At 69.3% G+C, this 24,760-nt stretch carries 16 protein-coding genes; 2 read left to right on the forward strand and 14 right to left on the reverse strand.

Annotation, left to right across the window (positions count from 1 at the left end):
• The 9 genes from AMS65_RS16395 to AMS65_RS16435 all read right to left on the reverse strand — a co-directional run.
• Positions 1–1,266, reverse strand: a 1,266-nt coding sequence (locus AMS65_RS16395; protein ID WP_162231782.1) for a hypothetical protein, incomplete at its 3' end; no start/stop codon positions are given.
• A 5-nt stretch (positions 1,267–1,271) separates the two neighbouring features.
• Positions 1,272–1,700, reverse strand: coding sequence for a hypothetical protein (locus AMS65_RS16400; protein WP_053385254.1), 429 nt, complete (start codon positions 1,698–1,700; stop codon positions 1,272–1,274).
• The gene (locus tag AMS65_RS16405; RefSeq protein WP_053385255.1) at positions 1,697–2,389 is read right to left on the reverse strand and encodes a biliverdin-producing heme oxygenase; all 693 of its coding nucleotides are present in this window, start codon (positions 2,387–2,389) and stop codon (positions 1,697–1,699) included. The genes AMS65_RS16400 and AMS65_RS16405 overlap by 4 nt, the downstream gene beginning before the upstream one ends.
• A gap of 181 nt (positions 2,390–2,570) precedes the next feature.
• A complete protein-coding gene (locus AMS65_RS16410) occupies positions 2,571–6,011 on the reverse strand; it encodes an Ig-like domain repeat protein (RefSeq protein WP_053385256.1) in 3,441 nt (1,146 codons plus the stop codon).
• A 178-nt stretch (positions 6,012–6,189) separates the two neighbouring features.
• Entirely contained in the window at positions 6,190–8,616 is a 2,427-nt protein-coding gene (locus tag AMS65_RS16415) for an HtaA domain-containing protein (RefSeq protein WP_083451791.1), read from the reverse strand.
• Entirely contained in the window at positions 8,613–9,551 is a 939-nt protein-coding gene (locus tag AMS65_RS16420; protein ID WP_157502382.1) for a hypothetical protein, read from the reverse strand. Before AMS65_RS16420 ends, AMS65_RS16415 begins: the two co-directional genes overlap by 4 nt.
• Positions 9,551–10,396, reverse strand: a complete 846-nt coding sequence (locus AMS65_RS16425; protein ID WP_075201052.1) for a heme ABC transporter ATP-binding protein — start codon at positions 10,394–10,396, stop codon at positions 9,551–9,553. The genes AMS65_RS16420 and AMS65_RS16425 overlap by 1 nt, the downstream gene beginning before the upstream one ends.
• Positions 10,397–10,452: 56 nt before the next feature.
• Positions 10,453–11,622: a FecCD family ABC transporter permease gene (locus tag AMS65_RS16430; protein WP_075201053.1), complete on the reverse strand. Its 1,170-nt coding sequence runs from the start codon at positions 11,620–11,622 to the stop codon at positions 10,453–10,455.
• Positions 11,619–12,725, reverse strand: coding sequence for a heme/hemin ABC transporter substrate-binding protein (locus AMS65_RS16435; RefSeq protein WP_053385259.1), 1,107 nt, complete (start codon positions 12,723–12,725; stop codon positions 11,619–11,621). The genes AMS65_RS16430 and AMS65_RS16435 overlap by 4 nt, the downstream gene beginning before the upstream one ends.
• A gap of 219 nt (positions 12,726–12,944) precedes the next feature.
• On the opposite strand from AMS65_RS16435, the gene AMS65_RS16440 reads away from it, so the two are divergent.
• The gene (locus AMS65_RS16440) at positions 12,945–16,709 is read left to right on the forward strand and encodes a S8 family serine peptidase (RefSeq protein ID WP_053385260.1); all 3,765 of its coding nucleotides are present in this window, start codon (positions 12,945–12,947) and stop codon (positions 16,707–16,709) included.
• Positions 16,706–17,356: a class F sortase gene (locus tag AMS65_RS19580; RefSeq protein ID WP_157502386.1), complete on the forward strand. Its 651-nt coding sequence runs from the start codon at positions 16,706–16,708 to the stop codon at positions 17,354–17,356. Before AMS65_RS16440 ends, AMS65_RS19580 begins: the two co-directional genes overlap by 4 nt.
• A 254-nt stretch (positions 17,357–17,610) precedes the next feature.
• On the opposite strand, the gene AMS65_RS16445 is transcribed toward AMS65_RS19580, so the two are convergent.
• From AMS65_RS16445 to AMS65_RS16465, 5 genes are all read right to left on the reverse strand, one after another.
• Positions 17,611–20,709 (reverse strand): metallophosphoesterase family protein, encoded by a 3,099-nt coding sequence (locus tag AMS65_RS16445; RefSeq protein ID WP_053385261.1) that lies wholly within the window; start codon positions 20,707–20,709, stop codon positions 17,611–17,613.
• Positions 20,710–20,757: 48 nt separating this feature from the next.
• Entirely contained in the window at positions 20,758–21,606 is an 849-nt protein-coding gene (phnE, locus tag AMS65_RS16450; protein ID WP_053385262.1) for a phosphonate ABC transporter, permease protein PhnE, read from the reverse strand.
• A 26-nt stretch (positions 21,607–21,632) separates the two neighbouring features.
• The gene (locus tag AMS65_RS16455) at positions 21,633–22,430 is read right to left on the reverse strand and encodes a phosphonate ABC transporter ATP-binding protein (RefSeq protein WP_206542006.1); all 798 of its coding nucleotides are present in this window, start codon (positions 22,428–22,430) and stop codon (positions 21,633–21,635) included.
• Positions 22,430–23,356, reverse strand: a complete 927-nt coding sequence (locus AMS65_RS16460; RefSeq protein ID WP_053385263.1) for a phosphate/phosphite/phosphonate ABC transporter substrate-binding protein — start codon at positions 23,354–23,356, stop codon at positions 22,430–22,432. The genes AMS65_RS16455 and AMS65_RS16460 overlap by 1 nt, the downstream gene beginning before the upstream one ends.
• A gap of 136 nt (positions 23,357–23,492) precedes the next feature.
• The gene (locus AMS65_RS16465) at positions 23,493–24,638 is read right to left on the reverse strand and encodes a TIGR03364 family FAD-dependent oxidoreductase (RefSeq protein ID WP_053385264.1); all 1,146 of its coding nucleotides are present in this window, start codon (positions 24,636–24,638) and stop codon (positions 23,493–23,495) included.
• Positions 24,639–24,760 lie beyond the last annotated feature (122 nt).

Below are 24,760 nucleotides of genomic sequence, written 5' to 3' on the forward strand. Positions count from 1 at the left end.
ATCCACCGGATCCACCGGATCAACAGGGTCCACCGGCTCTGCGACCTCGGTGAAGCTCAGCGTGATGGGGTGCGGCACCTTCGAGGCGTCCGTGGCCACCGCGCTCTTCGCGAAGAACAGGTTCACCCCCGGGTTCAGCAGCGCTACGAACTCGGTGGGGAAGGAGTCGTCGTAGTCGTGGGCCCAGGTGCCCGGCCCGTTCGCCTGGCCCTCCCAGTTCAGCGGGATCCGCGCCTCGACGGTGCTGATACCGCCGGCACTCGCCTCACCCGCTCCCGATGCACCGCTCTCGAGCTGCGCTCCCGAGAACGTCGCGATGGTGACGCGCACCGGCCCGTACTGCTGCGTGCTACCGACGCTGTAGAACCCGCTGAATTCCGCGGTGATGTAGCCGTCGCCGTTCGGCGCGATATGTATCTGCGGATCCTCGAAATTCCAGCGGTTGCCGCTGCCCGAGGTGAGGCGCGCGACCCCCTCGAAAGTGATCAGGCGGTTCCCCGCGGCGTCCGCCGACCCCGTTCCGCCCGAGAAGGTGAAGGGTCTGAAGTAGTAGGCCTGCTTCTCGGCGATCGTCGTACCGGGCTGCAGATCCGGAAGCGAGACATCACCGCTCACCACCTCTCGTTCGAAACCGACCCCGAAGTTGCTGAACCAGATGTTGGCGATGGTCCATTCCAGGGAGGCGTCCTGGATCTTCGCGGCGTCATCGCCGGTGAGCGCGATATCGGGCACGATCCGCGTCGTGTCGACCACGCGGTAGGTCTGCGTCGCGGCGGAGACCGCGGAGTCGAACGCCGTCCCCTCAGCCGGGGTGAAGACGGCGGAGACCTGCCGCGCTCCGCCCTGCGACCAGAGATCCGTCTCCAGCGTCGCGACACCGGCCAGAGCGGTCGTCGCGGCGACCTCCGCCGACCCGAGCGAGACGGCCCCGTCGAAGAACTCGACGATGCCGACCGGCGGGCCCGGATCTGGCCGCTCCTCGGTGGCCGAAGCGGTGACCGTGGCCCGCACCACCCCCTTCTGCCCGACGATGTACAGCGAGCGATCTCCGAGCAGCGGGAGCGCGACGGAGACGCTCGTGTCCACCGCGCCCGCCGCGAGGGTTTCCGCGGGATCGCCCGCGAGCTCCGCCCCGTGCTCCTGCGCGACGATCCCGAGCTGCCCTCCGGTGCGCTCCACCGCGACCGCGGCCGTGCCGGGCAGGAGCAACGCGCATATCAAGCCGGCCCCGAGGCCGGCCCGCAGCACCGATCCAGCGGCTGCCATCCTCGTCACCCCCTCACCGTGATGAGGATCTCGTCGGCCGCACCGTCGATCGAACCCGAGAACTCCACGTGCGATTCACCCGCGGCCCGAGCGATCAGGCGCACGGTGCGGGGCGTGCCGCCGCCGTCCACGATCTCGACCGCGTCGGGATTGCTGTTGCTGATCTCCCACTCGATCTCCGGAGTGTCCACGAGCACGCTGATCTCTTCTCCCACCGCCAGCTCTCCGTCTACCGAGGCCAGCTCCCCCAGCGGCACGGAACCGATCGTGGCCGCCGTCTCCCCCGGGCCCTCCCCCGCATCCGCAGGAGCAGCGGCCTGCCCGGACGGCGCCCCGCCCGAGGCTTCCTCAGCGCCGCTGCACCCGGTGAGCACCGCGAGGCAGAGTGCGATGCCGGCGACCGCGAGACCCGTGCGATTCGTTCTGCGGATCATGCTGCCCGGTACTCCTCGAATCGCGACTCGAGGTCGGCACCGGCGAGATTGTTGAGGCGGTACGCGAGAGCGACCTCCTCGGCGACCACACGCTTCTCGTCCTCCGTCAGCTCCGTTTCGTCGAGGAGGCGACGGTACTCCTCTTTGTAGAGCCCGGCGTCGTCGATGCCGTCGAACACGTAGAAGCGCACGCCGTCGTCGTCCTCGATCCCGTAACTGGTGCGGAACATCTTGGCGATCATCAGACCGCCCGAGAGATCAGCCAGATAGCGGGTGTAGTGATGGGCGATGAAGTGCGGCAGCGAGTCGTGAGAGGTCTTCTCGATCCGCGTCACGTACTCGCGGATCCCCGGCGTCGCGTATCGGCCTCTGACCTGCTGCTCCCAGTCGGCCCCGATCCAGTACTCGAGGTCCTGTTCCAGCGCGGGAAGCCTGCGCAGCTCCGGCAGCGCGAACGGGAACTCCGGCCCATGCCGCCGCAGCTGCGCGTCCGTGGCACCCTCGAGCGCCTCGTAGATGAGGTAGTGCTGCGCGGCTTGCGCGGCGATGCCGGCACGATTCAACCCCCCGCGCAGGTAGGCGGTGTAATACTGCGGCTCCGCCGGAGCTTCCTCCTCGGACCCCGTCCAGCTGTCTCCTCCGTGTCCGCCGAACGAAACCTGGCGGAGCGTCTCTGAGAGCGTCGTCACTTCGAATCCTTCCACACTCGTATGCATGTCGGGGATGCCTCCCTTGCCGTCCGTGCGAACGGACGGCGCCTCCGCCGGTCGAGCGGGGCGGAGCCGAGTCGAAGTCACCGAAGTATCGGGTTTCGACCGGCTCCGCTCGCTCGACCGGCGATGCTCATCCGCGCGATGAGCGCGCGAACGGCTACTGCTTCAGGCGGTAGATGAACGCGGCCATCGCCTCGCGCGTCACCGAGTTCTTCGGCTGGAACGCGGGCTTGCCCGACGGCTGCTGCACACCGGTCGTGATGCCGGCGGTCTTCATCCAGTGGATCTCAGCGAAGAACTTGTCGCCCTTCTTGAGATCCGCGAACGCCGAGGTGCTCGGAACCGAGTGCTTCGGGCTGCCCGCGAAGCGGTACATGAACGCGGCCATCGCCTCACGCGAGATCTTCGCCTTCGGCAGGAACTTCGGCTTGCCCGAGGCCTGCTGCACACCGGTGGTGATGCCCTTGTTCGCCATCCAGGTGATCTCCTTGTAGAACTTGTCGCTCGGCTTCAGATCCGAGAACGGAGACACCTTCGGAGCCGAGAACTTCGGGCTCCCCTCGAGACGGTAGAGGAACGCCGCCATCGCCTCACGGGACACCCCGGCCTTCGACTGGTACTCGATCGTGCCGTCGGCCTGCTTCACGCCGGTCGTCAGCCCGTTCTGGTACATCCAGTCGATCTCCTTGAAGAACTTCGCACCGGACTTCACGTCCGTGAACGGCAGCGTCTTCGGCTTGGTGGGCTTGGGATCCACCGGCTCGGGATCGACCGGCTTCGGATCCACCGGCTTCGTGATGTCGCTGACCGTGTAGTTCACGCCGATCGGCAGACCCGGCTTCGTCAGGTTCGATCCGGTCGTACCGCTCTGGAAGAGGAATGACCGGACGCCGCTGTTGACGTACTGCAGGAACTGGTTGGTGAGCGTGGCGCCCGTGAAGGCACCGGTCCAGGTGCCCGCGGCGACCTGCCCCTCGAACACCGGGGTCACGTCGAAGGACACGCTGGTCCCGTTCACGGAGGCGGCGCCGCCGAGGAACGTCGCGACGACGATGCGGCCGGGTGCGAACTCCTCGTCCTCGCCGCCGATCAGGCTGGCGAAGTACTCGGTCTTCACGTCCGCCGTGATGTAGCCGTCACCGGCGGCATCGGTGTGCACCTGCGGGTCCGTGAAGGTCCATCGCGGCAGCGTGCCCGAGGTGAGCTGGATCGTCCCCTCGAACGAGATCACGCTGTTGCCGGCAGCGTCGGCGAAGCCGGAGCCCCCGGAGAACACGAAGTTCCGGTTCGCACGATCGTCGACCGTGGGCGACTCGGGAAGCTCCGCCAGCGCGACGTTGTCGCCGCTCACGACTTCCTTCCCGGGGCCCGCGTTGAAGCTCACCCAGTTCGCGACCGACCACCGGAGTTCGGCATCGGACACGGTCTTGGTGTGCTCGCCGAGAGTGATGCTCGGCACGACGGGCTCGAGATCGACGATGCGGTAGGTCCGCTCCGACGACTCGGAGGCGGCGTGGGCTGCGGGATCCTCGGGGGTGAAGACGGCCTTCACCTGGTGCGCACCGCCGGTGAAGCCGTCGGTGGTGAGCGTCGCGGCTCCCTCGGTCACGGGGGCGGCACCCAGGCTCTCCGCACCGGCGAAGAACTCCATGCTGCCGGCGACGGCCGGCGCGACGGTCGCCGAGAGGGTCACGTCATCACCCGCGAAGTCGGTCGGGTATGCACCCGTCGCCTGTGCCGCGAGGATCGTGGTCGTCTCGGTCGGCCGGGTCTCCTCGACCTCGTAGCTCACCGAGATCGGCTGCACCGGCTTGGTCAGGTTGGCACCGGTGGTGCCCGTCTGGAAGAAGAAGGATCGAATGCCCGAGTACAGCAGCGAGGTGAACTCGTTGGGGAAGGACCCCGTGAACTCGCCGCCCCAGGTGCCCGCCGCGGTCTGGCCCTCCCAGATCGGGGTCGCCGTGAACGAGGTGGTCGTGTCGTTCGTTGCGGGTGCGGCACCCGTGAAGGTCGCCACAGTCACGCGCTGGGGTGCATAATCGTACTCCGCCATGCCCTCGATCTTGAAGTAGCCGGAGAACTCGGCGGTGACGTATCCATCACCCGCTGCGTTGACATGCACAGCCGGATCCTTGAAGTTCCACTGACTCGCGCTTCCCGAAGTCAAGCGCACCTCGCCCGTGTACTCGATGACCGTGTTTCCGGCCGCGTCCTGGGTACCGATGCCCCCGGTGAAGTCGAAGGTGCGGTTGGAGTTGTACTCCTTATCGCCCTCGATCGGATCCTCGATGGTCACATCGCCCGAGAGCACCTGCTTGCCGAACTCGTACCCGACCGAGCTGTAGTAGTTGGCGACCGACCAGCTGAACTCGGCATCGGAGATCGACTTGACCGGCGCACCCACCGCGATGTCGTCGACGACGCGCGCGAGATCGACGATGCGGTAGGTGACCGAGGCCGACTCGGAGGGCCCGTAGACGACGGGATTCGACGGCGTGAACACGGCCTTGACCTGGTGGGCGCCGCCTGCGAACCCCGTGGTGGTGAGCGTCGCGGCTCCCTCTACCACCGGTGCGGTGCCGAGGCTGGTCGCGCCGGCGAAGAACGCCACCGTTCCCTCGGCTGCCCCGGGCGACACGTTCGCCTTGACGACCACGTCCTCACCTGCGAAGTCGGTCGGGAAGTCGCCGGATGCCTGCCCGGTCACGGCGATGGTCGTCTCGTTCTCGGGATCCCCCACGACCACGGTCAGCTGTGCCGCACCGGACGGCACCTGCGACGCCTCATTGGTCGCGAGCACCCGGTACTCGCGACCGTTGTCGGCGAGCTGCACATCCGACACCGTCAGCGAGGACGAGGTCGCACCGGCGATGTCCGCGAAGGCGGCCTCCTCACCGAGACGCGACTGCCACTGGTAGCTCGGGGCGGGGTCGCCGACGGCCTCCGCCGTGAAGGTCGCCTCCGATCCCAGCTCTGCCGTCTGGTCGGACGGCTGGGCGGTGAAGGTCGGCGCCGTGGCCTCCCAGTTCTCCTCGGCGAAGTCGACCGGCGTGAAGACCTCGACGCCGGCGCTCTGCGAGCCGTGCGCGCCGATCGTGATCACGCCGCACTGCTGCTCGAGGCAATCGATCTGGTTGCCCGCCTGGCTCTCGAACCGGGCACCGGGGATCGTCAGCGTGGTGGTCCAGTCGCCGTTCTGATCCATGTACCCGAGGCTCGGCTCGGTGTCGTTGCCCGGGTAGTTGATCAGGGACTGATAGACGCCGGCTCCGGCCGCGTAGTCGTAGTTGGTGCCGCTGACGCCCTGCTTGGTGGGAGCCCAGCTGCCGGGGTCACCCGCGTTCCTCGGGTTCACGACGCCGAAGAGCAGATAGGCACCGCCGAAGTTCGAACCCCACTGGTTCTGGGTGGCGTACCCCGTGCCCGCGAGGGTCAGCACGGTGTCACCGTCGGGGTTCACCTCGTAGCCGGGGCTGACGGTCAGCGCGGGCGTCAGCGTCTCGTGATTCGTGCCGGTTCCCGTCTGCGAACCGTTCGGGGCGGCGAGCGCAGGCGACGCCACCAGGCTGCTCAGCAGCAGGGCCGACGCGGTGCCCACGCCCGCTGCTGAGATCAGGTTCCGACGCCACCCTCCTGCCTGGTCTCTGGGCTCGGTCGAGCGTGTTATTTTCATTACTTCCCTTTTCTCTGCGTTTCTCTGCTGGGGATGGGGGTCGGCGCCTCGGCGCCCTGTGATGCGGGTCGGAGCGTGCCAGCGCTCCGACCCGCAAGCGGTTTCAGCCGGCGGCCGCGAGCGACGCGGCCGACGTGCGACGCAGCCGGAGCAGCGCGGTGCCGAGCAGGCCGGCACTGACGATCAGAAGCCCGGCGATCATCAGCGTGCGCGCATCGGAGGGCTGCGCCACGGCTGCGATCAGGCCGCCGTTGACACCGACCCCGGCGTTCTGGCCGGCCTGGTTCGCGGGCAGCGCGTTCGGGTTCGCCGACGGGGGCGGGGGCGTCTGCACCGGTGGCTTTGCCGCCGGGTCGACGCTCGAGCCGTCGGTGTCGAAGTAGACCGGGGCGAAGACCTCGACGCCCGCGTTGATCTTGCCGTGGGCTCCGATCGTGAACACTCCGCACTGCACTTCGTAGCAGTCCACCGTGACGCCGTTCGCGCTGGTGAACTCCGAGCCGTAGACGGTGAACTCCGTCTCCCAGTCGCCGTCCGCGGTCATCACCGGAGTACCCGGCTGCGTGGAGCTGCCCGGGTAGCTCACCATCCACTGGTAGGTCTCCTGACCATCGGCGTAGACGTAGTCGCCCGCCGACATCGAGCCTCCGGCGGAAGGCATCTTGTCGACCCAACCGAACAGGATGTAGGCGCCGCCGGCGCTGTCGCCGTTGTTGTCGGTGGCGTACCCGGTGCCGGTGACGGTGACCTTCTGGTCGCGGTCGTTCAGCGAGTAGGCGGGGGCCACGGTCAGCGACGCGCCCAGGCTGTTCTTGCCGGTGCTCGTGCCGTGGGGCTCCTTCTTGCCGTCGGACGGCGGGGTGGTGCTCTGCTTCTCCACCGTGAACGGGGCCCATCCGATCAGCGTCTCGTCAGCATCGATCGCGGCGATCTTGTGCTCCCCGGCGGGGAGGCCGGTGGGCAGCGGCACGGTGACCCTGCCGTTCGCGGGCACGAGATACCAGCCCGCGAACTCCGGCTCCGAGTAGACGACGGCACCGACCCAGGTGTTCTGGTAAGCGGATCCGACAGTCAGCAGCGCCTGACCGCCCGAGACCTCGACCGAGACTCCGCCGCGATTCGCGCCGGTGAGGGCGGTGTCGGCCGGCAGCGTGCCCGGATCACTCGCGGGGCGATCCGGAGTGATCGGATCCACCGGAGTCGGCTCCTCGCCCGTGTTGCGGTCGGGCCAGCCGCTGTCGTCCTGTCCCTCGAAGAAGACGGGGGTGAAGGCCTCATTGGCGGCCTTGACGGCGCCGTGAGCGCCGAACGAGAAGAAGCCGCACTGCAGGGCCACGCAGTCGACGGTATCGCCGAAGAAGCTGGCGATGTCCTTGCCGGGGATCGTCATGGTGTAACTCCAATAGCCGCTCGCGTTCATCACCGCATCGGCCACGTCGGCGTCACCGCTTCCCTGGTTGCCGACGAACATGGGGGCGCCGTAGGTGTAGTCGCCCATGCCGACCGGACCGCTCGAACCGCCCTTGCTGCGCCGCCACTTCTCCGGGTTGCCGAAGTCCTTCATCGTGCCGAGGCCCACGTAGATGCCGCCGGATCCGGCGCCGGGCGCGACGGCGGGTCCGGGATCGAACCCGAACCCCTCGATCTTCACCTCGGTGCCGCCGTCCGGTGCGATCGCGTAGCCGGGGGTCACCCGGATGGTGGCCGTTGTATCGGGGTAGGGCGTTCCGGTGCTCGCGCCGTAGGGACCGGTCGCGGGATCCTGGCCGCCGGGGTTCTCACCCGGATCCTCGCCGCCCGGATCCTCACCACCGGGATTCTCGCCGCCGGGATTCTCGCCGCCGGGATTCTCGCCGCCAGACTCGCCGAACGTGAGATGCAGCGCGAGCGGGTCCGTCCAGTTGTTGGGAGCGCCGTAGGTGGGACCGCCGTAGGAGGGCAGGTGCTCGAGCGCCACGACGTCGGGGAATGCGCCGCGCTCGGTGGTCAGCTGCAGTTCGCCGTCCTCGATCGTCAGTCCCCCCTCGGGCAGATCGAAGGTCGAGAGCACCAGATCGTCGGTGCGGGTCTTCACGTTGTAGCTCTCGATCATGTCGACCGTCACCGTGATGCGCTCATCCGCGATGTCGAGGCGGATGTCCTCGAAGTGCAGCCAGGCCTCGCCGAAGCCGTGCATCTCCACCTCACCGCCGATGCGCAGGCTGGCGGTCCCCGCATCGGGGTCCACGCTGCCCGACTGCACGGGGAACTCGATGTGCTGCGCGCCCCTCGTATAGCTCGCGCCCTGAGCCACGTCGACGTACCCCTCGGTGTGGCCGAAGTTCTCGAGGTAGTTGCGAATGGTGCTGCGCACGATCCACTGCACCGAACCGCCGGTGACCTCCGTGCTCGCCGCGGTCGGTTCGGGCTCGATCGGTTCCGCCTGGGCCGGGGCCACGGCTCCGAAGCCGAGCAGCGCCGCCGCGAGGGCGACCGCTCCTCCCCGCAGCAGGCCGCGCCCGCGGAGCACCGTACTGGTTCGCCTGTTCACTCGCTGACTCCTTCTTCTTCTGTCGTCGTGCTCCTTGCCGGCACCGCTCTCGTCTTCGCCCGCCTGAAGACGGCGAACACCACCGCAGCCAGCAGCGCCAGAACCGCGATGCCGAGCGCGCCGAGCGCCAGCAGCGAGGTGTCGAGGCCCTCATCGGCCGCCGCGGCCTCCTCCGTCGTCGAATCCTCCACGCTCTCGGGGCGCGTCTCGTCCGCTTCGGGTTCCTGCGCGGCCTCCTCCGGCTCGGAGCTCGCGGGTGTCTGCTCCCCGTCCGGAATCTCGATCACCGTGGCATCGTCGGTGAAGCTCTGGCCCGCTGTACCCGACGCGAGATCGCCGCTCGCGGTCACGAAGGACACGGGGGTGAACGACTCGTTGTTCGCGTTCACCATGCCGTGCGCGCCGATCGTGATGATGCCGCACTGCACCTGCAGGCAGTCGATCTGCCCGCCGGCCTGGCTCTGCCCGGCGTGCGGGTTGCCCGAGACCGAGTCGAACACCGCCCCCGGAATGGTCATCTCGGCGCTCCAACCGCCGTTCGCATCGATCAGGGAGTTGGAGGCCGACGCCGATTCGCCCCCGGCGAAGCCGACGAGCAGCTGCGATCCCGAAGCGCTGGCGTATCCGAATGTGGACCCGGATCTGCCGCCCTGACTGGGGGCCCAGGAATTGGTGCCGGGATCGGAGACGGCACCGAAGAACACGTAGATGCCGCCGGGAGCATTGGGCTGGTACTGGAATCCGGATCCCGTGAGCGTCACCGTGGTGGAGCCATCGGCGCTCGGAGCGGCCGAGACATCCACCCGCCCCGCAGCCTGCGCCGCCGTCGCCGAAGACACCGCTGCGAGCAGCGCGAGCAGCACCGCGAGGAGCAGCACCCCGAGTGCTCGGACCCGGTCGGTCGATCGTGTGCTGCCTTGCGTCGCGGCTGTCATCATTCCTGCTCCTCGCTCCCTGCTGGACCGTTCTGCTGCGCGCCGAGCGCGGCTTCCCCCGAGGCCTCGCGCGGATCCTCGTCGGCGAATCTGACCGGCAGCACCACGAGAGACCCGTCGCCGTCCCGCAGCACCCTGACGGGGTGGCGATACACCTCGCTCAGCAGTTCAGCGGTGAGCACCTCCTCGGGGGCGCCGAACACCCGCACGCCGCCGTCGGCGATCAGCATCACCCGGTCGGCATAGGCCGCCGCCGCCGCGAGGTCGTGCAGCACGACGACGACCGCGTTGCCCTGCCGCGCATAACGCCGCGCGAGTGCGAGCACCTGCTCCTGGTAGTTGATGTCGAGCGCCGCGGTCGGCTCATCGAGCAGCAGCAGGGATGCGCGCTGCGTCATGACCCTGGCGAGCGATACCCGCGCCCGTTCGCCGCCGGAGAGGGAGGTGAAGGTGCGCTCGGCGAACTGGAAGGTGTCGCTGCGCAGCAGTTCCTGGGCGATGACACGATCGTCCTCCTCGACCGTCGAGATGCCCCGCCACGGCGCGCGCCCCATCTTGACGACGTCGACGACGTCGAACGGGAAGCTGATGGCGTTGCTCTGACGCAGCACCGAGCGGCGCAGCGCGAGTTCGCGGTTGCTCCAGCCGGAGATCTCCCCGTCCTCGAGACGGATCGATCCCTCGTAGGGGTGGTCTCCCGCGATAGCTCCCAGCAGCGTCGACTTGCCCGCGCCGTTCGGCCCGATGATCGCGACGATCTCGCCGATGCGCACCGAGAAATCGGCATCCTGCACGATCGTCCTGCCGCCGAGGCGCACGGAGACTCCGCGGCCCTCGAGAGCCACGGTTCCCGGATCGAGACGCGGCGGCGCCTCCGGCCTCCGCAAGGATGGGATCGGGTTCACATCCACCCCCCGTTCCGCCCGCGGCTCCGCTTGATCAGGAAGAAGAAGAACGGGCCGCCGATGAGCGCTGTCAGCATGCCGAGCGGCAGTTCCGCGTAGGGGATCGCGGTGCGGGCGAAGGTGTCGGCCGCCACCAGCAGCACCGCGCCCCCGAGAGCACTCGCGGGCACGAGCACCCGGTGGCCGGGGCCGACCAGCATGCGGATGAGGTGCGGTATCACGAGGCCGACGAAGCCGATGATGCCGGCGAATGCGACGGCCGCGGCCGTGAGCAGGGCGACGATGAGGATCGCGCCGATGCGCAGCCGCTCGATGTTCAGGCCCAGATGCCTCGCGGCATCGTCGCCGAGGCTCAGCAGGTCGAGCTTGCCCGCGATGAGGCAGGCGAAGGCGAGACCGACCACGAGCAGCGGCACGACCGTGAAGACCGACTCCCAGAGCGCTCCCGCGAGGCTGCCCATCTGCCAGAAGACGATCTGCTCCCGCTGGTTCATCGTCGCGGCGAAGGTCATGAGCGCGAGCGCGGCCCCTCCGAACGCGTTCACCGCGATGCCAACGAGGATCAGCGTGATCACCTCGGACCGGCCGCGGGACCGCGAGATCGAGTAGATGAGCAGCGAGGTGCCGATGCCGGTGATGAACGCGCCGATCGGGATCGCGAACGCGCTGCCCGCCGCGAGCCCGGTGATGATCATGAGGCTCGCACCGACGGCCGCTCCCGACGAGACGCCGATGATGCCGGGGTCGGCGAGGGGGTTGCCGAACACGCCCTGCATGATCGCGCCGGCAGCGGCGAGCGCGGCCCCGACGAAGATCGCGAGCGCCACGCGCGGGAAGCGCACCTCCCACAGCGCGGCATCGGTGTTGGGGTGGCTCGCCTCGGCGCCGCACGCGAGACCGACCCTGCGGCAGATGGACCCCACGACCTCCGTGATCGGGATCTGCATCTGGCCGAGCGCGGCCGAGAACAGCGCGGCGAAGATCAGGCCGAGCCCGAGAACGATGAACAGCAGCGTCACCTTGCCCTTGTGCGGCCTGGGCAGAGACGCCGGTTCCGCGTCGTAGGCGAGCACCCGCGGGAGCGCATCGGCGGCGGGCTCGTCGAGGCGCGCCGTACGCGCTGCGGGCTGGGATCCCTCAGTGGTGTCGATGAATCGCGAGCTCATGAGACCTCCACCTCCGAGAGATCGACCTGGTAGATCGCCTCGGCGAGCGCCTCCAGCACCTCCGGTGTGCGCGGCCCCCAGGTGAACATCTCGTAGTCGCTCATGTCGACCACGCGCCGGCGCTCGCCCGCCGGCGTCTGGGCGACGCCGGGGATCTCCAGCAGGCCGTCGACGCCGCCGACCGATTCGAGACCGAGGGTGAGCATCAGGATCAGATCGGGCTCGAGCTTCATGAGTCCCTCGGCGGTGAGCGACCCGCTCACCCAGTCCTCCTCGCCCGCGACATCGACGCCGCCGAGTTCCTCGATCAGCACTCCTGCGATCCCCCGCGTCCCGTCGGGATCGTTCCCGTACATGTAGTACACGCCGGCCCTGCCCCGCATGTAGAGGAAGACCATGCGCACCCGGTCCTCCTCGGCTCGCGGTGCGACGGCATCGATCCTGGCGAGGGTCTCATCGAGCCGCTCGCGGAAGTCGATCACGTACTCCTCGCCGAGTTCGGGGACGCCGAGCGCACTCGCGATGTCGCCGATGAGCCGCGGGATGTCGTCGATGTCGTCGGCGGGATCGAAGAAGATCACCGGGATCCCGGCGTTGCGCATCTGCAGTTGCACATCGTAGGGCCCCACGCTGTAATCGGTGAGGATCAGCGTCGGGTTCAGCTCCAGTATCGACTCGGCGTTGAGCGTGTGCGTGTCCATCACGAGCGGGAGATCCTTCGCGGAGTCGAATCCGGTGGTGAGGTCCCGCCCCACGACGTTCGGGCCGAAGCCCAGGCCGAACACCACCGAGGCGATGCTCCCGGTCCCGTCGAGTGCCAGGATGCGGCTCGTGTCGGTCACCTCCACCGTCACGTCGTCGAGTCCCGTGAACGACACGGGAAGCTCGGGCTTCGGGTTCTCGGCGATGGGTTCGATGTCGGTGGATCGCAGCAGCGCCGTGTCCGGACCCTCGAAGTTCCTCGGCCCCTCGGCCGCCGCGCGATCGGCGACCTGGGGCGATCCACCGCCGAATGCCGCGCAGCCGGCGAGCGAGAGCGCGATCGCAACCGCGACCGCGGCACGCCGGACCCGCCGATGTGCGCGCACTGGTGTCGTGTTCATATTCGAGAGGACTCATCCTTCACGTCGGGGCTGTGTCGCACCGCTGGGCTGATCCATCCGCCGAGCTGGTTCACCGTCCGAATCCGATCCATCTGACGTAAGTTAGGCTAGCCTATCAATGATCAGATGTTCTATCTCGATCCGATAGCCGAAGCCCGGCCGCCCGCGAATCCCGCTTCCGCGCGGCCCGCTCGTACCTGACGACACCGAGGACACACCGTGCACAGAACTCTCCCTTCGGGCGGTCAGCGCCGCCGCGGAAACTCGGTCCTGCGCACGCTCCTCGCGGGTGCTCTCGCGGCGGGCGTGCTGCTCTCGGGGCTGAGCACCGCCTGGGGCGATCCGAACGCCGATCCGCTCGGCGCAGTTCCCGAACCCGCGAGCGTGAACGACACGGTGACCGCCGCGATCGGCGCGCTGCAGCCGGAGGAGCTGCCGTCGCCGTTCGCCTTCGCGGACCGGGAAGCGGCGGGCGAGGAACGGGACGGTGACGCCCCCGAAGGCACACCGGCGCCGGAGGTCGCCCCCGACGATTCCACGGACTCCGGGGACTCCGGAACCGTCGACGAGGACTGGGTCGATCAGCGCTCCGGTCGCGTCGAACTGATGGTGTACTTCGAGGACGCCGGAGTCGCCCCCTCGGCGCAGGGCGATCCGGAGCTCGCGTCCGCCTCGCTGCAGGACGCGGCGGATGAGCAGTGGGAGCGGGTCGACACTGCGCTCCGGGACTTGGAGCGCTCGGGTCGGATCGATGTGCTGGGCCGGTTCTGGGTCGCGCAGTCGATCCTCGTGTCGGCGGACGCATCGGAGGCGACGCTCGCCGCTCTCGCGGCCCTGCCGGGCGCGACCGAGATCACCCCGAACTACACCGTCGAGCCGCTCGAGGAGGCCGTGCCCGAAGCTGTGGAAGACACCGAAGCGCTCGAGGCCGCCCCCCAGCTCGAAGACGCCGCACCGCACGAGGACGACGCGGCACCCGCGGCCGAGGACACGACCGAGCCACCGAACACGTACGGGATCGAGCGGATCAATGCGCACGAGGTGTGGCGCGACTTCGGCGTGCGGGGCGAGGGCGTCAGAGTCGCAGTGCTCGATACCGGCGTCGATGCCACCCACCCCGAGATCGGGAGCAGGCTGGTCGGCCGCGGTACGGGAGACCCCAGCTATCCGGGCGGCTGGATGAACTTCGACCGGCTCGGCACCCCCCTCACCACCAAGCCCACGGACCCCGGCTCGCACGGCACCCACGTCGCGGGAACGATCGTCGGCGGCGCCTCATCGGGCACCCGGATCGGCGTCGCGCCGAACGCGGAGCTGATGGCGGCGAACGTGCTGAGCGGCGGCGGCAGTACGGCGAAGATCTACGCGGCGCTCGAGTGGGTGATGTCCCCCTACGACGGGGCTGGTCGTCCCGCCGGCCGCGCCGCCGATGTGATCAACATGTCCCTCGGCTCGGGCGGCTTCGACGCCAGGATGGCGACCGCGATCCAGAACGTGCGCGACGCCGGCATCTTCCCGGCCATCGCCATCGGCAACAGCGGGGCGAACAGCACCTCGGCCCCCGGCAATTTCTACAACGCCGTGGGCGTCGGCATGACCGACACGAACGATGCGGTGAGCAGCGGATCGAGCGGCGGAACGGTGTCGTGGTCGGCGAGCATCGCGGAGCAGTTCGGCTGGCCGGCCAGCTACACCAAGCCCGACATCTCGGCTCCGGGCGTCGCGGTGTTCTCGGCGATGCCCGGAGGCATGTACGGCAACTCGAGCGGCACGTCGATGGCCACGCCGCACGTCGCCGGGGCCGCGGCCCTCATCAAGTCGGCGCAGGGCGGCCTCACGGTGTCCCAGATCCAGGACGCGCTCGAGCAGACGGCCCACCGCCCCGGTGAGGACCAGGGCGCGGTGTACCCTGACACCCGCTACGGTCACGGTCGCATCGACGTGCACGCCGCGATCGCCCTGGTACAGGGCCAGTCGGGCGTCAAGGGCGTGCTCACCGACTCCGCGACGGGTCGGCCCGTGTCCGGGGCCACCGTCAGCTACGCCGAGCGCGGCGAGACCTGGACCACGGACGCGCAGGGACGGTTCACCGCGCGGCTGGTGCCCGGGGAGTACACGCTCGCGATCACCCGGTTCGGCTACGAGAACGCGTCAACGGCGCGCCTCGTCGTGCAGGACGGGTTGTTCGTGCCGGTGCAGGTGGCGCTGAAGCCCATCACCGTCGGTTCGATCGCCGGCACCGTGCTCGACCACGCCGGTGGCGCACCGATCGAGGGAGCCGTCGTGACGGTGATGGGGCAGGACATCTCGACCACCACTGCGGCCGATGGCAGCTACCGGCTCTCGGGCCTGCCCGCCGGCGAATACCGGCTCAAGGCATCCGCTCCGGGGAAGCGGGAGCTGCTCTCGGGATCCGCGCCGGTGAAGGCGGCCCTCGAGACCGCCGTGCACTTCCGGCTCGCCGACCTCAACTCCGTGCTCGTGCTGAACGGGTTGGAGGGCGACCGCACCACGACGCTCCTCGCGGAGAACGGCTTCCTGGTCGCGCACGCGGCCTCGCTCGCCGCCGCTCCTGCTCCGCTCGACAGCTACGACGCCGTCGTCTGGGACACACCCCTCGGCGGAGCGAACGCCGCCGAGGTCGAGGCCGCCATCGCCGCCACCGATGCGTCGGGTACCGGAGTGGTGTGGCTCGACCTGGGGCGCAGCGCCGACAGCGGCATCGGCACACTGCACTCCCGGCTCGGCACCCCGGCCACCCGCGAGACGGCGGACGACCGCACCGCCTCCGAGGTCGCGTATCGTGTCACCCGGGAGCACCCCATCTTCGCCGGGGGGCTGCTCAGCCCCGACACGCTCGGCGTCGGAAGCGTGATCGTGCAGAACAGCGCGAACGGCTCCAAGAGCGCGGCCTGGTTCGACGGGCTCACCGGCACCGCCCCGACCGTCATCGGCGAGTCGATCTACCAGCATCCCGATCCCGGCGACGACCGTGCCAGGATCGCGACGGCGCTCGGATCCGGAATCGCCGTGGACGAGCGCGCGAACAACCGCCACGCGCTCCTCGCACTGCACGGCTCGTCCAACGCCATCGACGCGCGCAACTGGTCCCCGGCCGCCGCTCAGATGATGCTGAACGCCGTGACCTGGGTCTCTCCCGCGGAGGCGCAGGCCCCCGATCCTCAGATCATCGTGCCGGTACCGCCGGTCGTGCCTCCGGGTGACGGCGGCAACAACAACCCCGGAAACGGAGGGGACGGCGATCCGACGGATGACACCGGCTCGGTACCAGGGACATCGCGCCCCGACCCCGTGCCCGCTCCCACGACGCCGACCGCACCCACCACGACGGCGCCGAGCGGACCGAGCAGTCGTGCGCCGTCGACGCAGTCCGCTCCGAAGCCGTCGTCCACGCCGGAACCGCCCGTCGCGACGGCGAACCAGCTCACGCGGGCGAACAGCGGCGGCGTCACCGTGCGCATCGCGGACGGGATCGCCCACGTCACGATCCCCGGGTCCAAGCCCGGCGACTGGCTCTTCCTGCACGTCTATCCCAGCAAGACCCCGGTCGACTGGATCAGGGTCAACGACGACGGCGAACTGCGCATCGATATCGCGCGCCTGTCGCCCGGAAACTACCGCTTCGCCTTCACCTCGGCGAGCGGGGACTTCGCCGGCTGGGTGGCCGTCGAGGTGCCCGGTACCCCGCGATCCGCGTCGAACGCCGAGGATCCCGGTGCCGCAGGGTTCGATGACGCACCGCTGCTGCTCACCGAGGAACAGCTCCGGGAACCGCAGTCGGCGGGACTCTCGCTGAGCGGCCCCGAGCAGCTGATGCTCCTCGGCGCGGCACTGCTCGTGCTGTGCGCGGCTGGAGTGGTGCTCTTCGGCACGCGCGGCGCAGCGTCCTCGCGCGGTTCCGCACCACCGAGCGCGGCGGTGGTGCCGGGTGCGGCGGGCCCGCCGACCGGCGGCGGGTCGTGAGCCGGGTGCGCTCACGACCGCTCACGGCCGCCGTGGTGCTCGTGGTGCTGGTCGGGCTCGGGGTGTTCGGGGTCGGGGTGTGGCAGATGGTCGGCGCCGAGCATCCCGTCGCCGAGACCGGCGAAAGAACAGCGGTCGACTCGCTCTCCACGCGGATCGATGACGCCCCCGCGTCGCCGCCCGTCGGGCTCGAGATTCCCGCGCTTCGTTTCGAGGCGCCGATCGAGCCGCTGTCCATCGGCTCGGACGAGGTGCTGGATCCGCCCACCGCGGGCGACGCGTTCTGGCTCTCGGACTACGGTCTCCCCGGTGTCGGCACCGACAACACCGTCTATCTCGTCGGCCACACCTCGAGCACGGGCGACGCGGTGTTCGATCCGCTGGTCGATCTCGACCGCCAGCAACCCCGGCTGCAGCCCGGCGACGAGATCGTCGTGCGCACCGAGGAGGGCGCAGTGCTCTACGAAGTGCTGGCCACGGAGCGGCAGGACAAGACCGCCATCACCGACCTCGAGACCGTGTGGCGCAACGAGCCCGGACGGCTCGTCATCATCACCTGCTTCTTCGCGGCCTCGCGCACCGAGGCCCCCGACAACCTCATCGTCTACGCCCGCCAGCGGTCGGCCCCGCAGGCCTCCGCCGGTTGAGCGCAGCGCAGCGACGAGCGCGGTGCTCCTCGCTCAACCGGCGAACTGCCCCGTCATCCTGCGCGGAGAGAGCGCAGCGAACGCAGTCGCAGGATCTCGAGTGATAGATCCTGCGACTCGCAAGCTCGCGCAGGATGACCGAAGCGCAGCGGAGTCGAAACCCCGGGTCAGAGGTTTCGACTCGTCGCTGCGCTCCTCGCTCAACCGGCGGGCGCGCTCAGCGCTCGGCGCGGTACAGGAACGCCGCCATTGCCTCACGAGTCACATTCGACTTCGCCGCATAGGCCGGCTTGCCCGACGACTGCTTGATGCCCGTCGACAGACCGCTCTGCGACCCGCTCTGCGACATCCAGGCGAATCCAGGCGATCTCCTTGTAGAACTTGTCGCCCTTCCGCACATCAGCGAACGGCGACACCGCAGGAACCGCAGGCTTCTTCGTCGTGTCGATGCGGTACATGAACGCCGCCATCGCCTCACGAGAGATCCCGTCCTTCGCCTTGAACAGCGGCTTGCCAGAGGCCTGCTTCGTGCCCCTCGCAACACCCTCCTGATACATCCAGGCGATCTCCCGGTAGAACTTGTCCCCCGGCCTCACATCCGCGAACGGCGACACCTTCGGAGCCTTGAAGTTCTTCTCCCCGTTCAACCGGAACAGGAACGCCGCCATCGCCTCGCGCGACACCTGCGTCTTCGGCTCGTAGTCGTAGTAGACCTTGCCCTTCGCGTCCGTCTTCTTGATCCCCGTGGACAGACCCCGCTCGGCCATCCAGTTGATCTCCTTCGAGAACTTCGCGGACTTCGACACATCACGGAACGGATCCTTCTCAGGAACCGGCTTCGGATCCACGGGGTCCACAGGATCCACGGGGTCCACGGGATCGACCGGATCCACCGGATCCACCGGATCGACAGGATCGACCGGGGCCTCCGCCGGCAGCGCGATGTCGACGTGCTTGATCTCGCTCGGCTGCGCCTGTCCGTTGAAGCCGTAGACGGTAGCGCGCAGACGATCCTCGTACAGGGCGATGCGCAGGCCCGCGGGATCGGCGCCGCCGATCCCGACCTCGCCCCAGTCGCCGCTCGGGCCGTACTGCGTCGTCACAGCGGCCGTATTGATCACGGTCGGCGCATGGTCGGTGGTCGGGACGAAGCGCTGCTCGACGCTCCAGTCGTGCAGCAGCGGGCTCCAGTGCGTGTGGGAGCTCATGATGGTGACGTTCGGGTAGGCCGCCAGCAGACGCTCCATGCGCTCCTGGTCGTCGCCGAACTCGCGCTTGTACAGGTTCGCGTACGATCCCGATACCGAGTTCTCGAAGATGTGGTGCACGCTCAGCAGCACGGGCAGGCCCGCGTCGCGGTAGTGGTCGAGGCGATCGCGCAACCAGTTGAACTGCTCGTCCCAGATCTCGACGAAGGGACCGCTGCCGCCGTGGTACTCGTGGCGTTCGCTGCCGATCCAGAGCACGGGCAGCTTGCCGTCGACGACGACCTCGCCCCAGAGGCCCTTGTTGGGCGACTGCGACTCGGCGACGCCCAGATCGCGCATCCCGGTGTAGTCGAGGAAGCGCTGGATGTAGGTCGCGGAGCCGTTGGAGCCGTAGAACTCGTGGTTGCCGATCGTGGAGATGCGCGTGCCGTAGTCGTTGCCCCCGCCCGCGTTGAACGCCGCGTAGTAGCTGTCGTACTGGGCCGGCGTGCCGTTTCCGGTGAGGTCGCCGTTCGAGATCACGACGTCCGCGCGTCCGCCGGGCAGATTGCGGAAGCCCGGCAGCACCTGGTTCTGCAGCCTGGCGTTCGCCCCCTGCACGTCGCTGAACACATCGACGATCGCCTCGGGAGCGGCCTCCTCGGCGAGCGGCGCGAGCGGGCGCACGATCTGCACGTCGTCGAGCATCCACGATCCCGCGCCGGCGGGCGCATCGTAGGCGAACTCCACGGTCGCCGAGGCGGCTCCCTCGGGCACGGTGAAGGGCAGGCGGGGCTGCGCCGACTCCTCGTCCGCGGTGATGGTGCGCAGCGAGACCGGGTCGCCGATGTCGAACGTCACGGTCACGACTCCGGCGTGCGCGCCGCCGCCGCGAACGCGGAAGTGGCTGTCGAAGCGCAGCTCGAGCTCGTCGCCCGCCGTCACTGCGATCGGCGAGGAGGTCAGCGTGCCGGAGAATGCGGCGTTCTTCGTCTCGGCGACCGCGATCACACCCGAGGCGCGGGTGAAGGTGTGACGCCGGTCCAGGCCGTACCCGTCGATCACCTGCTGGCGGGTGATGAACTCCCAGCCGCCCTCCGCGGTCCACTGCTCGGCGGTGCCGTCGAAGCCGTTCCACCAGATCTGCGGCTCGGTCGACGAGGCCTGCCCGGAGATCTCGGCGAGCACGGTGACGGGGATCTCGACCGGGGTGACTCCGGCGCCGCCGATCGTCAGCGGCAGCGTGGCCTGCGCCTGATCGGCGGGCACGGCCACCTCGAATGAGACGGTGCCCTCGGCGGTCGCAGCGGGAATCCCCGCGACCGGGACGGCGGCGTCGCCGGAGCCGAGCGCGGCCTCCACCTGCTGGCCGGCGCGCAGTCCGCTCAGCGAGACCGTGGTGCTCGAGCCCGGCGTGACCACCGGCTTCTTGAGCGAGGTGATCTGGGGAGTGACATCGGCGGGCGCCGACTCGGCGATCGTGACGTTGTCGATCATCCAGAACCAGTTGTTGCTGGTCTTGATGTACTGCCAGCCGAACTGCACGTTCTGGGCGCCGGCGGGCAGGTCGATCCCGTAGCTGTGCGTCTGGTTGAGGCGGTTCGTGTTGAACTGCTCGACGAGCACGGGATCGCCGCCGTCGATCTTGGCGACGAGCTTCGCCTCCTGCGGGGCCTGGCCCTGCTTGTAGTGGCTGTCGAAGGTGACGTTCGCGGCCGCGGCGCCCGGATCGACCGTGTAGGCCGGGGCCCACAGGGTCGAGTCGACGGGCGTGTAGGGGCCGCTCGTGGGACGGTTGCCGTCCGAGTGCAGCACGGCGACCAGTCCCTGCCCCTTGGCGAAGGAGCTGCGGTCGCCGCCGGAGCCCCAGGTCGAGACGACCTCGGCGGTCGTGTGGAAGGTCCAGCCCTTCCACCCGTCGCGCATGTCGCGGGTGTCGGAGCTCTCGACCGACCAGCCCTCCGGGGCCTGATCGGGCCCGGTGGCGGTTTCGAAGTCCTGCGAGTAGGGCGCGGCGACGGCGTGCGCCGGCGCGGCGAGGCCCGGCGCGACGAGCAGACCGCAGGTGAGCGCGAGCAGCGCTCCCCCGGCGACTGCGCGGACGACGGCCGGCCGGCCCGGGCGGATGGTCCGCCGCTCGGCGCGGCGGAGTGAGTCTTGCAGCATGGGTGCGTGTTCTCCCTGTGTGGTGTAGCGGTGGCTGGTGTTGCGGGTCTATTGCAGGCGCTTGCGGATCCAGGCGGAGGCGAGATCGACTGCCACGATCACGATGAGGATGATGATGAGGTAGGTCAGCATCTCGTCGAACTGGAAGGTCTTGATCGACTTGTTGATGAGCAGCCCGATACCGCCGGCGCCCACGAGCCCGAGCACGAGCGAGGAGCGCACGTTGACATCGAAGCGGTAGAGCAGCAGGCCGGTGAGCTGCGGCAGCACGGTCGGGATCGTGGCGTTCGCCACCACCTGCCAGCGGCTCGCCCCGGCCGTGCGCAGCGCCTGCTCGGGACCCGGATCGATGTCCTCCATCGCCTCCGACCAGAGTTTGCCCATCACGCCGGTGTTGTGGCAGATGAGCGCGAGCACACCGGCGAACGGGCCGAGACCCACCGCGGTCACGAAGATGAGCGCGAACACGATGTCGGGCACGGCGCGGAAGAAGGAGAGGATGCCGCGCGCGATCTGGTAGACGAAGCCGTTCGGGGTCGTGGTGCGGGCGCCGAGCACCGCGAGCAGCAGCGCGAACGGCACCGATACCGTGGTGCCGAGCAGGCCGATCCAGAGCGTGGTGAGCGCGCCCTCGATGCCCTTCTGCAGTACATCCGGGCTGAGGTCGGGCGGGAACGCCTCGGACATGAAGTTGAACATGCCCCTGGCGCCCGTGATGAGCGCGTCGGGCTTGAAATCGGTGGCCTGGAAGGCCAACAGGTGCAGCACGAGCAGCACCGCGATGATCACCGACCAGGATCCCGCACGATAGGGCGCGCGCGGGTCGCGGGGAACGGGGAGCAGGTGCTGCGTGCGCTTCGAGTACTCGGAGCGTTCGCGGGCGAGTGTGTCGGTCACGGGCGGATCCTCACAGGTGCGGGTGGTCACAGATACAGTGACGCGAGCTCGACGTCGTCGATCTCATCGGTGGGGGCGTCGAAGACGAGGTTGCCCCCGCGCAGGCCGATCACCCGGTGGGCGTAGGCGCGGGCGAGGTGCGGCTGATGCAGCACCGCGGCGACTCCGAGGCCCTCCTCGACCGCGAGGTCGTGGAGCAGCCGCATCACGTCGTCGGCGGCCTTGGGGTCGAGCGCCGAAACGGGTTCATCGGCGAGGATCATGCGCGGGCGCTGGCACAGGGCCCGCGCGATCGCCACGCGCTGCTGCTGGCCGCCGGACAGGCTCCCCGCGCGGTCGTGGGCGCGATCCGCTAGCCCCACACGATCGAGGCAGGCCATGGCCTCCTCCTTCAGCTCCCGCGGGAAGAGGGGCGGCAGCGAACGCCAGTCCGGCAGTCGCGAGAACCCGCCGGCGCAGACGTTCTGCAGCACGGTTCGGCGCTGCACCAGGTAGATCTTCTGGAACACGGTCGCGGCGGTGCGCCTGGCCTCGGCGCGCCGCTGCGAGCTGGCCTCGCCCAGGCGGACTCCGGCGATCACGATGTCGCCGGAGTCCGCCTCGATGAGGCCGTTCACCGCACGCAGGGTGGTCGACTTGCCGGAGCCGTTGGCTCCGAGAAAGGCGACGACCTCGCCCGCGTGCACGCGCATGCTCATGTCCCTGAGCACGACACGATCGCCGAAGCTCTTGGAGATGGCCTGCACGTCGAGCAGCACTCCCCGCTCGGCCTCGTGCGTGCGCTCGGCAGGGGTGAGATCCTCGCGCGCGGTGACGGCGCTCATCAGACGTCTTCCTCGGTGAGACCCATCGTCTTCGCGAGGTCGAAGAGCGGCCGGTAGGTGTCATCGGTGACCGGGATCAGCGGACCGGCCGGGTCGACTCCGAGGAAGCCGCTGACCTGCTCGACCGCGTCGGCGTCGAGGCTCAGCAGAGCCTCCTTGACGGCGTCCTGGAACTCCCGGGGCAGGTTGCCGCGAACGGTGATCGGGTCGTTCGGGATCTCGTCCGATTCCCAGACCTGGCGGAACTCCGCCTGGTCGAAGGTGCCCTCCCCGGTCGCAGTGGCGAGGGTCTGCGAGTTGATCTGCGCGGCGTCGACGGTGCCGTTGACGAGCGCGAGCAGCGCCTCCGGGTGCCCGCCGGCGTAGTCCCACTGCACGTCGCCGTCGATGCCTGCGTCGACGAGCGCCGACATCGGCAGCGCGTCGCCCGAGGTCGATCCAGGGCTGCCGAGTGCGAGAGTGCGGCCCTTCAGATCCTCGAGGGTCTGGATATCGGAGTCCTTCGGCACCCAGATGCCGCCGGTGTAGGTGGTGGGCTTGCCGTCGGCGTCCCCGAACGACACCATCGCCGTGGCGTCGGCTCGCTGGCTCGCGAACACGAAGCCGAGCGGGCCGAACTGGGCGATCTCGAGCTGGTCGTTCTCCATGGCGAGCACCTCGGCGGCGTAGTCCTCGGTGATGCTCACCTCGACGGGGCAGTCGAGCTTCTCGGAGAGGGCCTCGGCGAGCACCTGGTAGGCGGGCTCGAGACGCTCGGGATCCTCGTAGGGCAGGATCCCGAAGCGGATCTTGCCGTCGGGGCAGGTCGCTGCGGCGTCGCCGGAGGCCGCAGCAGCCGAGCTCTCCTCGGGAGCGCTCGAACAGGCGACGAGGCCGAGCCCGATGAGGGCGACGGCCGAGGCGGCCAGGATGGTGTTCTTCTTCACGTTTCTCCTTGGGGTGTGAGGGGTGGGGATTCGCCGGTTGAGCGAGCGGAGCGAGCGCCGTGCTGAGCCAGGAGCGCAGCGACAAGACGAAGTGTCGAAGCCGCGTGTGTGCCGGGTTTCGACTTGCTCCGCTCGCTCAACCGGCTGAGTCGAGGGCGGCGATGGTGCGGGCGCCGAGCGCGAGGCCCACGGTCATGCCGGTACCGGTGGTCACCGAGACCGCGGTGACTCCGGGGATCGGGAGCTCGCGCAGGATGTCCTGCTTGCGGCTCGTGGCGTACAGGCCCTGCCAGCGCTCGAGCACCTCGAGCCGCGGCGCCCCGAGCACGGCGGCGACCTCGTCGAGCAGGATCCGGGACCAGCGCTCGTCGAGGAACGGGGGCGCCGAATCGTGGGCGACGTGCGAGTCGCCCACGAGGAGCGTGCCGTCCGCCTGCTGCGTGAGCATGACGTTGGCGTCGATCTCCATCAGCTCGGGGCGAGTGGCGCGCAGCTCGGCGCGCAGCGCCTCGGCTGCCGGCCCGGCGAAGGCGCCGTACCGCAGCATCGAGGTGCCCGTCAGTACAGCCGGTCCGAGGCCCATCGCGTGCGGCGCGCGAACTCGGGTCATCTGCAGCGCGCACTCGCGAACCTCGCCGCGCTCGGAGAGCTCCGGGAGCAGGCGGCCGATGAGATGGCCTGCGGCGACGACGACGTGGTCGGCCTCGACGCGACCCCGACTGGTATCGACAACTCCGGTGCCGACCGAGCGCACCGCCGTGGAGAAGCGCACCTCGCCCCGCTCGTGGGCGTGCACCCACGCGGCGATGCGTGCCACGGCGGTGCGGGGGTTCGCGGTGATGTCCCGAGGCAGGAGGGCACCCGCCCGTGGTCGCGCAGCGGCCTCGGCCGCGACATCGAGGTGCAGCAGCGCTGCGACCTCGGCGCCGGTGACGAGAGCGGCGTCCTCCGGCGCGCGCTCGTCCACGAGCTCCTGCAGCACCGCCTCCTCAGCGGCCGTGCGGGCGACCACGAGGGTGCCGGACCGTCGGGCTTCGACACCGGCGCGCTCTGCGAGCGACAGCCAGAGCGGCAACGACTCGCGCGCCAGTTCACCCAGCTCGCCCGCCTGCACCGAGGCGCCCACGTGGCCGAAGTTGCGCACGCTCGCGAGCCGGGCCGCGGCGTCCTGCTCGATCACCGTGACGCGGTAGCCCGCGTCGAGCGCGGCCACGGCGTGCGCCAGCCCGACGATGCCGGCGCCGACGATCACGATGCGCGGTGTGTGAGTGGTTGAGGTCATGCTTCGATAGTGCGGTTCGAAAAGTAGTCATAACAACTTTTCGCGGCGCTGTTCTTCGAGCGTTCATCGACCGCACGATCCGGCTCCGGAGATGTCACCGATCGTTCACCTGCCTGTCACCG

The organism is Leucobacter celer subsp. astrifaciens (assembly GCF_001273835.1).
GTDB lineage: Bacteria > Actinomycetota > Actinomycetes > Actinomycetales > Microbacteriaceae > Leucobacter > Leucobacter celer.